The 13,931-nt window shown below is 62.4% G+C and carries 11 protein-coding genes; 7 read left to right on the top strand and 4 right to left on the bottom strand.

Going from position 1 to position 13,931, the window contains the following annotated elements; genetic code table 11:
* The first annotated feature begins 58 nt into the window (after window positions 1–58).
* The 6 genes from ACE3OV_RS07665 to ACE3OV_RS07690 all read left to right on the top strand — a co-directional run bounded on the left by ACE3OV_RS07665 (window position 59) and on the right by ACE3OV_RS07690 (window position 5,224).
* A complete protein-coding gene (locus tag ACE3OV_RS07665) occupies window positions 59–1,699 on the top strand; it encodes a CTP synthase (protein WP_374326394.1) in 1,641 nt (546 codons plus the stop codon).
* On the top strand, window positions 1,696–2,535 hold the full coding sequence (gene kdsA, locus ACE3OV_RS07670) for a 3-deoxy-8-phosphooctulonate synthase (protein WP_374326395.1): 840 nt from the start codon (window positions 1,696–1,698) through the stop codon (window positions 2,533–2,535). Before ACE3OV_RS07665 ends, kdsA begins: the two co-directional genes overlap by 4 nt.
* 49 nt (window positions 2,536–2,584) lie before the next feature.
* Entirely contained in the window at window positions 2,585–3,868 is a 1,284-nt protein-coding gene (eno, locus tag ACE3OV_RS07675) for a phosphopyruvate hydratase (RefSeq protein WP_374326396.1), read from the top strand.
* A 6-nt stretch (window positions 3,869–3,874) separates the two neighbouring features.
* On the top strand, window positions 3,875–4,186 hold the full coding sequence (gene ftsB / locus ACE3OV_RS07680) for a cell division protein FtsB (protein WP_374326397.1): 312 nt from the start codon (window positions 3,875–3,877) through the stop codon (window positions 4,184–4,186).
* A 70-nt stretch (window positions 4,187–4,256) separates the two neighbouring features.
* A complete protein-coding gene (locus tag ACE3OV_RS07685; RefSeq protein ID WP_374326495.1) occupies window positions 4,257–4,727 on the top strand; it encodes a peroxiredoxin in 471 nt (156 codons plus the stop codon).
* Window positions 4,724–5,224: a peptidylprolyl isomerase gene (locus ACE3OV_RS07690; protein WP_374326398.1), complete on the top strand. Its 501-nt coding sequence runs from the start codon at window positions 4,724–4,726 to the stop codon at window positions 5,222–5,224. The genes ACE3OV_RS07685 and ACE3OV_RS07690 overlap by 4 nt, the downstream gene beginning before the upstream one ends.
* 24 nt (window positions 5,225–5,248) lie before the next feature.
* Here ACE3OV_RS07690 and ACE3OV_RS07695 read toward each other — a convergent pair whose 3' ends face one another.
* Both ACE3OV_RS07695 and mutS read right to left on the bottom strand, forming a co-directional pair.
* Entirely contained in the window at window positions 5,249–6,196 is a 948-nt protein-coding gene (locus tag ACE3OV_RS07695; RefSeq protein WP_374326399.1) for a metallophosphoesterase, read from the bottom strand.
* On the bottom strand, window positions 6,193–8,769 hold the full coding sequence (mutS, locus tag ACE3OV_RS07700; RefSeq protein ID WP_374326400.1) for a DNA mismatch repair protein MutS: 2,577 nt from the start codon (window positions 8,767–8,769) through the stop codon (window positions 6,193–6,195). Before mutS ends, ACE3OV_RS07695 begins: the two co-directional genes overlap by 4 nt.
* 148 nt (window positions 8,770–8,917) lie before the next feature.
* On the opposite strand from mutS, the gene ACE3OV_RS07705 reads away from it, so the two are divergent.
* Window positions 8,918–12,058: a DUF3427 domain-containing protein gene (locus ACE3OV_RS07705; RefSeq protein WP_374326401.1), complete on the top strand. Its 3,141-nt coding sequence runs from the start codon at window positions 8,918–8,920 to the stop codon at window positions 12,056–12,058.
* A 99-nt stretch (window positions 12,059–12,157) separates the two neighbouring features.
* Here the strand turns inward: ACE3OV_RS07705 and ACE3OV_RS07710 are convergent, their stop codons facing one another.
* Window positions 12,158–12,526: a cupin domain-containing protein gene (locus ACE3OV_RS07710; RefSeq protein WP_374326402.1), complete on the bottom strand. Its 369-nt coding sequence runs from the start codon at window positions 12,524–12,526 to the stop codon at window positions 12,158–12,160.
* A 61-nt stretch (window positions 12,527–12,587) separates the two neighbouring features.
* Window positions 12,588–13,850: a lysophospholipid transporter LplT gene (lplT, locus tag ACE3OV_RS07715; protein ID WP_374326403.1), complete on the bottom strand. Its 1,263-nt coding sequence runs from the start codon at window positions 13,848–13,850 to the stop codon at window positions 12,588–12,590.
* Window positions 13,851–13,931 lie beyond the last annotated feature (81 nt).

Below are 13,931 nucleotides of genomic sequence, written 5' to 3' on the forward strand. Positions count from 1 at the left end.
GCTTTCGCTGCGGGGGGATTTTCAGCTATCATTCTGCTTTCCCGCAGCCTGTCTTTCCATGACCAAATACGTTTTCGTTACGGGTGGTGTCGTGTCCTCCTTGGGCAAAGGCATCGCCGCCGCGTCGCTGGGGGCCATTCTGGAATCCCGCGGCATCAAGGTTACCCATCTCAAGCTCGACCCCTACATCAACGTCGACCCCGGCACGATGAGCCCCTTCCAGCATGGCGAAGTATTCGTCACGGAAGACGGCGCCGAGACCGACCTCGATCTCGGGCACTACGAGCGCTTCACCAGCGCCAAGATGGCCAAGCGCAACAACTTCACCACCGGTCAGATTTACGACACGGTGTTGAAAAAGGAACGGCGCGGCGAGTATCTCGGCAAGACGGTGCAGGTCATTCCGCACATCACCGACGAGATCAAGGGCAAGGTCAAGGCCGGTGCCGAAGGCGCCGACGTGGCCATCGTCGAAGTCGGCGGCACGGTCGGTGACATCGAGTCGCTGCCCTTCCTGGAAGCGATCCGTCAGATGGGCATCGAGGAAGGCCGCAATAACGTCTGCTACATGCACCTGACGCTGCTGCCCTACATTCCGACGGCCGGCGAACTGAAGACCAAGCCGACCCAGCACTCGGTCAAGGAACTGCGCGAGATCGGCATTCAGCCGGACATCCTGCTCTGCCGTGCCGACCGCTCGATTCCGGTGGAAGAGCGCCGGAAGATCGCGCTGTTCTGCAACGTCATGCCGGAAGCCGTCATCGAGTGCCTCGATGCCGATTCGATCTACAAGATCCCGGGCATGCTGCATGAGCAGATGCTCGACGAGATCGTCTGCCACAAGCTCGGCATCCTGGCCAAGGCCGCCGACCTGTCGGTCTGGGAAAAGCTGATCGACGCCATGGAGCACCCGCTGAACACGGTGCGCATCGCCTTCGTCGGCAAGTACGTCGATCTGACCGAGTCCTACAAGTCGCTGATAGAGGCGATCAAGCACGCCGGCATTCATACCCGCTGCAAGGTCGATATCGAGTACATCGATTCCGAGAATATCGAGAAGGAAGGCACCGGCGTCCTCGAGACGATGGACGCCATCCTGGTACCGGGCGGCTTCGGCCGGCGCGGCACCGAAGGCAAGATTGCGGCGATCCGCTATGCCCGCGAGAACAAGGTGCCTTACCTCGGCATCTGTCTCGGCATGCAGATGGCGGTCGTCGAATTCGCCCGCGACGTCGCCGGCATGAAGGATGCGCATTCGACCGAATTCGTTGCCGACACGCCTTACCCGGTGATTGGTCTGATTACCGAATGGCTCGACGCTTCCGGCAAGGTCGAGAAGCGCGGCGAGGATTCCGACCTCGGCGGCACCATGCGCCTCGGCGGCCAGGTCTGCCGGCTCAAGGAAGGTTCGCTGGCGCGCCAGATCTACGGCAAGGCGGAGATCACCGAACGGCACCGCCATCGCTACGAAGTGAATAACACGCTGCTCTCGCAACTCGAAGCCAAGGGCCTGGTCGTCGCCGGCCGCGCGCCGGGCACCGATCTTTGCGAGATGGTCGAACTGCCGTCCGACGTCCATCCGTGGTTCGTCGGCTGCCAGTTCCACCCGGAATTCACCTCCAACCCGCGCCAGGGTCATCCGCTGTTCACCTCCTACGTGCAGGCGGCGCTGACCAGCAAACAGGGTAAATCGGCATGAAGCTGTGCGGATTCGAGGCTGGTCTTGACCAGCCTTTTTTCCTGATCGCCGGCCCCTGCACGGCGGAATCAGAACAGTTGTGCGTCGATGTCGCCGGCCGAATGAAGGAAGTCTGCGCCCGGCTCGGCATCAACTACATCTTCAAGGCCTCGTACGACAAGGCCAACCGCAGCTCCGGCACCTCGGTACGCGGCCCCGGCATCGACGGCGGACTGAAGATCCTGGAGAACGTCCGTGCCCAGGTCGGCGTGCCGGTATTGACCGACGTGCACAGCGAAGCCGATGTCGCCCAGGTGGCGAGCGCCGTTGACGTCCTGCAGACGCCGGCCTTCCTCTGCCGGCAGACCGATTTCATCCACGCCGTGGCGTCCTGCGGCAAGCCGGTGAACATCAAGAAAGGCCAGTTTCTGGCGCCGGGCGACATGAAGAACGTTGTCGCCAAGGCGCGCGAGGTGAACGGCGGTGCCGACAACCTGATGGTCTGCGAGCGCGGCGCCAGCTTCGGTTACAACAACCTGGTGTCCGACATGCGCTCGCTGGCGATCATGCGCGAGACCGGCTGTCCGGTCGTCTTCGATGCCACCCACTCGGTGCAGTTGCCGGGCGGGCAGGGCACGGTTTCCGGCGGCCAGCGCGAGTTCGTCCCGGTGCTGGCGCGGGCTGCGGTTGCCGTAGGGATTGCCGGCCTGTTCATGGAAACCCATCCCTGTCCGGAAAAGGCCTTTTCCGACGGCCCCAATTCGTGGCCGCTGGACCGCATGGAAAGCCTGCTAACCACCCTGTTTGCCCTCGATCGGGCGGTCAAGGTGGCTGGTTTCGAAGAGCTGAAAATTTAAAGTTTTTGTTTAAGAAGTATCTTTAACCTTTTGTTTACAAGGAAGAGACATGAGTTCTATCGTTGATGTCGTCGCCCGCGAGATTCTCGATTCGCGCGGCAATCCCACGGTCGAGGCCGATGTGCTGCTGGAAAGCGGCGTCATGGGCCGCGCCGCGGTGCCGTCCGGCGCCTCCACCGGCTCGCGCGAAGCCATCGAACTGCGTGACGGCGACAAGGGCCGTTACCTCGGCAAGGGCGTCATGCAGGCGGTCGAGAACATCAACACCGAAATCTCGGAAGCGATCATCGGTCTCGACGCCCAGGAACAGGCCTTCGTCGACCAGACGATGATCGAGCTCGACGGTACCGACAACAAGTCGCGTCTCGGCGCCAACGCCATCCTCGCCGTCTCGATGGCGGTCGCCAAGGCGGCCGCCGAAGAATCCGGCCTGCCGCTCTACCGCTACTTCGGCGGTATGGCGCCGATGCAGATGCCGGTGCCGATGATGAACATCATCAACGGTGGTGAGCACGCCAACAACAGCCTGGACATCCAGGAATTCATGATCATGCCGGTCGGTGCCAACACCTTCCGCGAAGCCCTGCGCTGCGGCGCCGAAATCTTCCACGCGCTGAAGAAGCTGCTCGACAAGGCCGGCCACTCGACCGCCGTCGGCGACGAGGGCGGCTTTGCCCCCAACCTGGGCAGCCATGCCGAAGCCCTGCAGATCATCATGCAGGCAATCGAGGCCGCCGGCTACGTGCCCGGCCAGGACGTGCTGCTGGCGCTCGACTGCGCCGCTTCCGAGTTCTACAAGGACGGCAAGTACCATCTGGCCGGCGAAGGTCTGCAACTGACCTCGGCCCAGTTCGTCGACTACCTGGCCAACCTGGCCGACCAGTTCCCGATCGTCTCGATCGAGGACGGCATGTCCGAAGCCGACTGGGACGGCTGGAAGCTGCTCACCGACCGCCTCGGTTCCCAGGTGCAGATCGTCGGCGACGACGTTTTCGTCACCAACACCCGCATCTTCAAGGAAGGCATCCAGAAGGGCATCGGCAATTCGATCCTGATCAAGATCAACCAGATCGGCACCCTGTCGGAAACCTTCGCCGCCGTCGAAATGGCCAAGCGCGCCGGTTACACCGCGGTGATTTCGCATCGCTCGGGCGAAACCGAAGACAGCACCATCGCCGACATCGCCGTCGGCCTCAACGCCGGTCAGATCAAGACCGGTTCGCTGTCGCGTTCCGACCGCATCGCCAAGTACAACCAGTTGATCCGGATCGAGGAAGACCTCGGCGACACCGCGTCCTACCCGGGCCGCGAAACCTTCTACAACCTGCGCTAAGCATTCATGCGCTGGCTGACGGTCGGCCTCCTCGCCTTGATCGTCCTCCTCCAGTACCCATTGTGGCTGGGCAAGGGAGGATGGTTGAAGGTATGGGAGTACGACCGCCAGCTCAAGGTAGAGAAGGAAGAGACGCGCCAGCTGGAAATCCGCAACGCCGGCCTCGACGCCGAAGTGCGTGACCTGAAGCAGGGTTACGAGGCGATCGAGGAGCGGGCGCGCTTCGAACTGGGCATGGTGAAGCAGGACGAAATCTTTGTCCAGATCCCCGAGCGGGCCGCTGTTGCCGCCCCGGTCGAATCCCCAAAAACCCAGTAGCCACGGGCAAATCGCTCAGTTAGAATCGTCTCCAGCAGTCTCGCACCGAGCGCTGAAGGAGAACGACATGCTGCTCAAGATTGGCGATAGCGCCCCGACATTTTCCCTGCCGGATGCCGACATGGAGACTGTCGATCTGGCCGGCTATCTCAAGCGCGATACCATCGTCCTGTTTTTCTATCCCAAGGATTGCACGCCCTGCTGTACCCGCGAGGTCACCGATTTTTCCGATCACGAGGGGGATTTCCAGCGGCTGGGCTGCGTGCTGTTCGGCATCAACCGCGACGACTGTCTGAAGCATCAGGAATTCCGCGACCGCGAGGGCATCGGTACCCGCCTGCTGTCGGATGCGGAAGGCAGCGTCTGCCAGCAATACGGGGTATGGCAAGCCCGGGAAGTGGATGGCCAGAAGAAATTCGGCATCGTCCGTTCCACCTTTGTCATCGATCGCAACGGCCTCATCCGCCATGCGTTGTACAACGTCAATTACAAGGGCCATGCACTGGATGTGCTGCGCCTCGTGAAGGAACTCGATTCATGAACCTGCAGGTTGCCAAGAATACCGTCATCACCCTCGACTACCACGTCACCAACCCGGACGGCGAGGTCGTCGACGAAGGGCGTGATCCCATCATCTACCTGCATGGCGGCTACGACGACATCTTCCCGAAGATCGAGGAAGCCCTGCAGGGCAAGATGGTCGGCGAGTCGGTCCAGGTCAAGCTGCAGCCGGACGAAGCCTTTGGCGAATACGATCCGGAACTGGTGCAGATCGAACCGCGCAAGGATTTTCCCAAGGAATTGCAGGTCGGCATGCAGTTTGAAGGCGGCCCGGAAGACGGCGGCGATGACGATTTCGTCATTTACCGCGTCACCGACATCGCCGACGACAAGGTGGTGCTCGACGGCAACCATCCGCTGGCCGGTAGCGCGCTGGTGTTCACCTGCACGGTGACGTCAATTCGCGCCGCCAGTGCCGAAGAAGTCGAGCACGGCCACGTGCACGATGCCGACGAAGACGGCGAAACCTGCCACTGAGCTGGCAGCCGCCCGCCGCGGCGCTCAACGTTGCGGCGGCCAGGGGTGGGTTTCGAAACGCAGCAGCGTCGGCGCCTCGCTATCGACGATGACGCGGGTCCAGCCCATCAGCGGGTAACCGAAGGTTTCGATGCGGGTGAAACGCTCGATGCGGCGGCCCTTGTTGTCGCGTAGCGGGTGATCGATGCGGTTGATGTGGGTGTCGCCGTGGACGGCGACGACCTGACCGTCGAAATTGAGCGTTTCCTCACGCAACAGCTTGAGGAAATCGCGGAATCCCCGGTGCGGAAAACCTTGCGCCAGATGCGTGAAGCCCGGGTTGGCCTGGAACAGCAGGACGATGCCGCGCAGCCTGTCGCGTCTGGCTTGCGCAAAACCTTCCTTCAGCCAGGCTAGTACCTGCGGGTTGCGCGCCAGGTATTCGGCTCTCGGCTGTTCAGTCATACCCCAGTTGTTGTTGCCGCCCGGCAGGTTGAGCGTGACGAAAAGCAGCGGACCGAGCCGGAAGCGGGCGTGTTCCGGATAGGCGGCGGACTGGCGCTCCAGCGTCAGCTTGTGTTGGCCGAGTGATTGCCGGTCTGGCCAGAACAGGCTGCGCAGCTTGTGCAGACGTTCCTGCGGGTCGTAGCTGCCGTTGCTCAGGCGATCGCAATCGGCCCATTCGTTGTCGCCGGGAACAAAGACGAAGGGTACCCGGCTGCTATCGAACAGTTGTCGGCGATCCTCGAAGACGGCGTCGTCGCAACGATCCGCACCATGCTTGATGTCGCCGATGTGGGCAATGAAATCGACATGGCTGTCGGCGATCGCCGTCAGCATCTTCGGCAACTCGGCGCGTTCGCTCTCCGAATAGGGTATATCGCCGATCAATGCGAAGCGCCAGAGTTCGGCCTGGGCGCTGGCGGTGAGCAGGAGCAGCACGCCCAGCACGGCGCAGCGCCGGCAGCTGGCAAGCACTCGGCAGTGGATCAACGGAGCAGGCCTTTCAGGGCGTACAGCGCATCGAGTGCTTCGCGCGGGGTCAGGCTGTCCGGGTCGATGGCGGCGAGCTGGCCGAGTACCGGGTGCGGTTCGGCAATTTCGGGTTCCGGCGCGGCCTGCGTGAACAGATCGGGTTGCAGCGGATCGACCGTTGCCCGCTGTTCGAATTCACGCAATTGTTTTTTCGCCGCGCGTACGACGCTGGCCGGAATCCCCGCCAGTGCCGCGACCTGGATCCCGTAGCTCTGGTTGGCCGGACCTTCCTCGACGGCGTGCATGAAGACGATGCGGTGCGCGTGCTCGACGGCGCCGAGGTGCACGTTGGCCAGTTCGGAATATTCGTGCGAAAGCCGGGTCAGTTCGAAATAGTGCGTGGCGAACAGCGTCAGGCTGCGGTTCTTGTCGATCAGGTGGCGCAGGATGGCGAAGGCCAGCGCCATGCCGTCGAAGGTCGAGGTGCCGCGACCGATCTCGTCCATCAGCACCAGGCTCTGATTCGTCGCGTGGTGCAGGATGGCGGCGGCTTCGGTCATCTCGACCATGAAGGTCGACCGCCCGGACGCGAGGTCGTCGGAGGCGCCGATGCGGGTGAAGATGCGGTCGAGCGGGCCGAGCGCGCAGCGCGTCGCCGGCACGTAGCTGCCGATGTGGGCGAGCAGGGCGATCAGCGCGACCTGGCGCATGTAGGTCGATTTACCGCCCATGTTCGGGCCGGTGATCAAGAGCAGTCGGCGCTCGTCGGCGAGCCGGCAGTCGTTGGCGATGAAGGTCTCGGCGCTTTGCGCCAGTTCGTTCTCGACCACCGGGTGGCGGCCGCCTTCGATGGCGAGGCAGGTCTCGGCGACGAACTCCGGCTTGCACCAGTTGCGTTTCAGCGCCGACTCGGCGAAGCCGGCCAGCAGGTCGAGCTGGGCGACGGCACGGGCAATGGTTTGCAGGGTCGGGACGACCGGCAGCAGTGCGTCGAGGATGCCCTCGTAGAGCAGTTTCTCGCGCGCCAGCGAGCGCTCCTGCGCCGACAGCGCCTTGTCCTCGAAGGCCTTCAGTTCCGGCGTGATGTAGCGCTCGGCGTTCTTCAGCGTCTGGCGGCGGCGGTAGTCGTCGGGAATCTTGTCGACATTGGCGTGCGTGACTTCGATGTAGAAGCCATGCACCTTGTTGTACTCGACCTTGAGGCTGGCAATGCCGGTGCGCTCGCGTTCGCGCACCTCCATGTCGACCAGGAAGGCGCCGCAGTTGTCGTTGAGCGAGCGCAGCTCATCGAGGTCGGCGTCGTAACCCGGCGCGATGACGCCGCCGTCGCGTACCTGGGCGCCCGGTTCAGCGGCGATGGCGCGCACCAGCAGGTCAAGCGTTTCGGCCGGTACAGCCAGTTCGTCGTAGGTCTGCGCCAGCAGGTCGGCGTTGGCCTCGGCCAGCGGCGCGCGCAGTTCCGGTAGGCGGGCGAGCGACTCGCGCAGGCTGGCGAGGTCGCGCGGGCGGGCATTCCTCAGCGCGATGCGGCCGGCGATACGCTCGATGTCGGCGATGCCGCGCAGGCTCTTGCGGACGGCACCGGCCAGGCGGCCGTAATCGTCGAGCAATGCTTCGACCGCGCCGTGGCGTTCGGCGGGAATCGCGCGGGCGCGCAGCGGATGGTGCAGGGTGTGACGCAAGAGGCGCGAACCCATGCTGGTGACGCAGTTGTCGAGCAGAGAGAAGAGCGTCGGCGATGGCTGGCCGCGTAGCGTTTCGGTCAGTTCCAGGTTGCGCCGGGTGGCGAGGTCGAGACCGAGGTAATCGCCCTCGATTTCGACGCTCAGCCCGCGCAGGTGCGGCAGCTTGCCCGACTGCGTCGCCTGCGCGTACTGGAGCAGGGCGCCGGCCGCGGCAATCGCCGGCTTCAGGCCCTCGGCGCCGAAACCGGCGAGCGAGGCGACCTCGAACTGCTCGCAGAGCAGGCGCTTGGCCGAGTCGAAATCGAAATACCAGTCCGGTTGCCGGGTGCGCGCCACGTCGATGCCGAAATTCGGCGTCCAGCTTTCCGGATAGAGGATTTCCGCCGGGCGGATGCGCTCCAGCGTCGCCGCAATCTGCTCGGCCGCCACCTCGATCAGGATGAATTCACCGCTCGCCAGGTTGAGACGGGCGATGCCGGCGGTGTTGCGCAAGGTGGTCACGGCGAGAAGCCAGACATCCTGCTTATCGTCGATCAGCGCCGCGTCGGTCAGCGTCCCCGGCGTGACGATGCGCGACACGGCGCGCTCGACCGGCCCCTTGCTGGTCGCCGGATCGCCGATCTGCTCGCAGATCACTGCCGACTCGCCCATCTTCACCAAGCGCGCCAGGTATGGCTCCAACGAATGGAAAGGTACGCCCGCCATCTTGATCGGCACCCCGGCCGACTGCCCGCGCGTGGTCAGCGTGATGTCGAGCAGCCGCGCCGCCTTCTCGGCATCCTCGTAGAACAACTCGTAGAAGTCGCCCATGCGGTAGAAGAGCAGGGTGTTCGGGTGCTTGGCCTTGAGCCCCAGATACTGCTGCATCATCGGGGTGTGCTTGGGGCTGTCGGCGGGTTTGCTCATGGCTTGGGGGTATCGCAAAAAAGGACGAATTGTAGCAACGAGGCGCCCAGTTCAAGGTTTTGCTTCTCTTGTTCTTCTTGTGGGATGTTTTTTTGTATTTCACACCGGCAAGTAGAATGACATAAAGCTAATCGCAAGGGGGCAAGACATGGCATTACCCGAAGGTCTTTATGACCTTGTGCTGACGGAAGCGCTCTCGCATGCACTTTCCCGAACAACGCTTCCTGGAAGTAGGGTTCTGAACTCGCTGGCGCTAGAAGATGCGCCGGCTTGCCTGGCTGATGCCTTGGCACTCCAGCTCAGAAAAATCCTGGAAGACATGCAGGGAGAGGGAAAAGAAAAGCTCCTCGGTCAGCTGGATCTGGTCAATTCCCTGCTGGTCAGCCTGCGCCAGCGTCTTGAGCCTGAGACAGCTGCCGCAGCGGTGGATATGGTGGCTACTCCGCCGCAGGTACTGCGGGCCATCTATCGGCAATCGGTGCCCCCTGAGATGCCAGCAACCGGCCTGGCACTGCCGTGGTTATTCACAGCGGGCAAAGGTTCCCCCTCGCTTTTGACCGAGTTACGTCGGGAACTCGCAGCTTGCGATCAGGTGGATATCCTGGTCAGTTTCATTACCCATTCCGGGGTGCGCAAGCTGCTCGATATCCTGCAAACCGTCACTGCGCTGGGGGCTGATGGTCTCCCGCGTACTCGCCTGCGGGTGTTGACCACGACCTACACCGGGGCCACGGAAATTCTGGCGCTCGATGAACTGGCTAGCCTGCCGGGCTGCGAAATCCGGGTTTCCCTTGATGGCCGGCGGACCCGGCTACATGCCAAAGCGTGGCTGTTCCGGCGCCGGACCGGATTCGGCGCGGCCTATGTGGGTAGCGCCAATCTGTCTGGCGCCGCCTTGATGGGCGGTCTGGAATGGACGGTGAAATTCACCGAGCGTGGGCAATCAGACCTGTTTGAACGAGCCCGGGCGCACTTTGAAACGCTCTGGGAAGACAGCGAATTCCAGCGTTATGATCCGGCCAATCCGGCGCACCGCCAGGCGCTGGGCGAGGCGCTCAAGCGCGAGTCGGGCGAGGACCTTGTCGCTCGTCCGACCTATTTTGACCTTGAGCCCAAGGCCTATCAGCAGGAAATGCTCGATCAACTGCATGTCGAGCGTGAACACGACCGCTGGCGCAATCTGGTGGTGGCGGCTACGGGTACGGGTAAGACGGTGGTGGCTGCCTTCGACTACCGGCGCATCTGTCAGCAGGAGGGAGGGCGGCCGCGCCTGCTGTTCGTCGCGCATCGCGAGGAAATCCTCAAGCAGGCCCTGCGGACTTACCGCGAGGTGCTGCGCGACCACGCTTTCGGTGAGTTGCTGCTCGGTGGCGCAGTTCCGCAAAGTTTTGATCACCTATTTGCCACCATCGACAGTGTAGCGGCGCGGGATTTATTGGTGCGTTGCGGTGCCGCACACTGGTACGTTGTCGTGGTGGACGAGTGTCATCGCCTGGCGGCAGAGCGTTTCGAGGCATTTGTTACCACGGTCCGGCCACGTATCCTGTTGGGGCTGACAGCGACGCCGGAACGCAGCGACGGCAAGCCGATTCTGGGGTACTTCACCAATCGCCCGGATGGTTCGCCTGCCGTTGAGTTGCGGCTCTGGCATGCCCTCGAACAACAATTGCTGGCGCCCTTCGAGTACTACGCCTGTGATGACGACACCGATTTTTCCGAAGTGCCTTGGCAGCAGCCGGGGGAACTCGCGGCGGTAGATAGGCTGGTGACTGGTAACGATGCCCGTGCCCGTCTGGTGCTCAATGAATGGCGCCGGCTGGCGGGCGATCTGACGCGGGGGCGAGCGCTGCTGTTCTGCGTTTCGGTGGCCCACGCGCAGTTCATGACGGAGAAGCTGAATCAAGCCGGTATCAAGTCCTTGTGCGTGGTGGGCGATACGCCCCTTGAAGAACGGCGACGCGCACCGGAAAGGCTGGCCCGGGGCGAGGTGGCGGCGCTCGTTACTTGTGACCTCTATAACGAGGGCGTGGACCTGCCGCTGGTCGATACGCTGTTGCTTCTTCGTCCGACCCAAAGCCCGGTGCTGTTCCAACAACAGATCGGCCGCGGGTTGCGTTTGGCCAAAGGCAAGGAAAGTTGCCTGATCCTCGATTTCGTTGGGCGTCATCGGGAGGAGTTCCGCTTCGATCGCTTGCTGTCGACGATTACCGGGCTTTCGCGCGGTCAGTTGATTGAATCGGTCGAAAAAGGCTTCGGGACACTACCGCCTGGCTGCCATATCCTGTTGCAACGTCAGACACGAGAGCAAGTGCTGCGCAGCCTGAGAAAGCTGGTGCAGCAGAACTGGCGCCGACTGCGCACCGAGTTGCAAGCTTTCGCCGCTTTGCGCGGGCGCAGCAATATCCGCCTGGCCAATTTTCTGCGGGAACAGGGAATTGAACTGGATGACATCTACCGCAGTAGCGGGCGTTCGGGCTGGGCCAATCTCAAACGCGATGCTGGCCTGCTGACGATGTTGGCGGGGGATGAAGATGATTATTTCGGCCGTCGCTTCGGCGACCTGTTACACATCGACGACCCGGCGCGTATCGATACGCTGCTCAGGATCGCCGAGCCGTCGGCGGCTTACCAATGCGTTGATGCACGAGAGCAGTGCCTGCTGCAGATGCTTGCCTATCAGGTGGATGCGCAACAGCAGCAACTGGGTACTGGCGAAGCGTTTCTTGAAAGATTGCGGTCTCACCCGGCGCATCTTGCCGAACTGGCGGAAATCGGCGAGGTGTTGCAAGCCAGAAGCGTGTTGAGGCAGCGCGCTGTGCCTGGATTGGAAGATGTTCCCCTCTGTCTGCATGGTGCTTACGGAATCCGCGAAATCCTCACCGCCGTCGGCTGGCTGACGCCGAATAAACGCGCCCCCTTCCAGGCGGGTGTCCTTGCGCTACAGGATCGCAAGGTCGAACTGCTGTTTGTAACCCTCGATAAAAGCGAGGGCTACCATGCGCAGATCGCTTATCACGACTATGCCATCAGCGCTGATTTGTTCCATTGGCAGTCGCAGAACGCTGCCGGCCCGAACACGATGGCGGGACGTCGCTACCTGGAGAGCCCCGATAACGGCTGGCGTTTCCAGCTTTTTGTCCGGACGACCAAAGGGGCGCCGTACCGTGCTTGTGGTCCGGTCATGCTGGAGCATGCAGAAGGGCAGAAACCGATGAATATTCAGTGGCGTCTATCGGTGCCATTGCCGGGAAGCTTGTTCCGGGAATTCAGCATTCTGCGCGGGGAGTAGCTGGTAAATTGCCAGTACCTTGTTCAGAACATGTCGTCGCCGACGACGGATCAAGGAAACCTGTCGATATTTCCGCAAAAGATCGACACATTCTCGGGTTCAGCCCTGCAGCAACTCGGTATCCGCATGATCGTAAGCCGGTGAGCAGCAGCACAGCAGCTTGAGCGGCGCGTCGCCGACGGCTTCGATGCAGTGCGGTGTGCCGGGCGAAATGCAGACGGTGTCGCCGGGCTGGACGAGAAACGTCTCATCGCCCAGCCTCATCCGGCCATGACCGGCAGTGATGTGATAGAGCTCCTCGGTCTGCGCGTGGCGGTGCAGTTCGGTTCGGCTGCCGGGCTGGAGGCTGGCTTCGGCCAGGCTCTGGTTGCGGTTGCCGTGAACCCTGGGGTGCATCAGTTCGCGGATCTCGGAGCTGTCCTTGGTGATGTAGGGCGTGACGGTGGCGTAGGCTTGCAGTTGGGGCATGGCGGGGGCTCGGGCGGCGCGGATTGCTGCCCGGAGTATGCCGCAACTGCCCGGCGTTCGCTCAGTGTGTCGTGTCGTCGAGGTGGATCACGTCGTCGTTCTGGCGCTGGTTGGCCAGGTGACGCTGCCGGATCAGGTACATGAGGCCGCTGACGAAGAGGCCGAACAGGGTCAGGACCCAGTAGATCGACAGGTCGGCACGGATCATCGCGTAGTAGAGGCCGGTCATGATCAGGATCGACAGGTTCTCATTGAAGTTCTGGACGGCAATCGAATGCCCGGCGCCCATCAGGATATGGCCGCGGTGCTGGAGCAGGGCGTTCATCGGCACGACAAAGAAGCCGGAAAGGCCACCGATCAGGATCAGTAGCGGGATCGCCAGCCAGATGTCGCGCACGAAGTTCATTACCAGGACGACGATGCCCATGGCGATGCCGAGCGGGATCACCTTGAGCGATTTGCGCAGGGTGATGAAGCGGGCAGCGACGATGGCGCCGCCCGCCACGCCGAAGGCGACCACGCCCTGCAGCATGGAGGACTTGGAGAGGTCGAGGCCGAGCGCCACTTCCGACCATTTGATGACGATGAATTGAAGGGTTGCGCCGGCGCCCCAGAACAGGGTGGTCACGGCCAGCGAAATCTGGCCGAGGCGGTCGCGCCAGAGCAGGCTCAGGCAGTGGTTGAATTCGTGCAGCAGATAGAGGGGGTTCTTCTTCAGCGGCTTGTGGTCGACCCCGGTGTCCGGCACGTAGAGGTTGAACAGGGCGGCGATCAGATAGAGCAGGATGATCACGGAAATGGCGACTTCGCCCGCCGTGTCGAAACCGGTTTCGATGAAGGGCAGATCGAAGGCCAGCAGTTTGGCGGCGATGCCGGGCTGGATCAGCAGTCCGCCAATGACCACCCCGAGGATGATGGCGCCGACGGTCAGTCCTTCGATCCAGCCGTTGGCGACGACCAGCAGGCGATGTGGCAGATATTCGGTGAGGATGCCGTACTTGGCCGGCGAATAGGCGGCGGCGCCAAGGCCGACGATGGCGTAGGCGAAGAGCGGATGAACATGGAAGAACATCAGCGCGCAGCCGAAGACCTTGATGCTGTTGCTGATCAGCATGACGCGGCCCTTGGGCATTGAATCGGCGAAGGCGCCGACGAAGGCAGCGAGGACGACGTAAGAAAGTGTGAAACTGGTCTTCAGCAGCGGTTCGTAGGATGCCGGAGCGTGCATTTCGCGCAGTGCAGCGATGGCGGCGATGAGCAGTGCGTTGTCGGCCAGCGCCGAGAAGAACTGCGCAGCCATGATGATGTAGAAGCCGAACGGCACGGAACGGGTCTTTCTCGTATTACTTTGGGCGAGGTTTATACCACGTAATGATCGTGGGCGTCCCGGCCAGCTGCTTTCTTT

Origin of the sequence: Azonexus sp., from assembly GCF_041909095.1 — a bacterium.
Classification (GTDB): domain Bacteria; phylum Pseudomonadota; class Gammaproteobacteria; order Burkholderiales; family Rhodocyclaceae; genus Azonexus.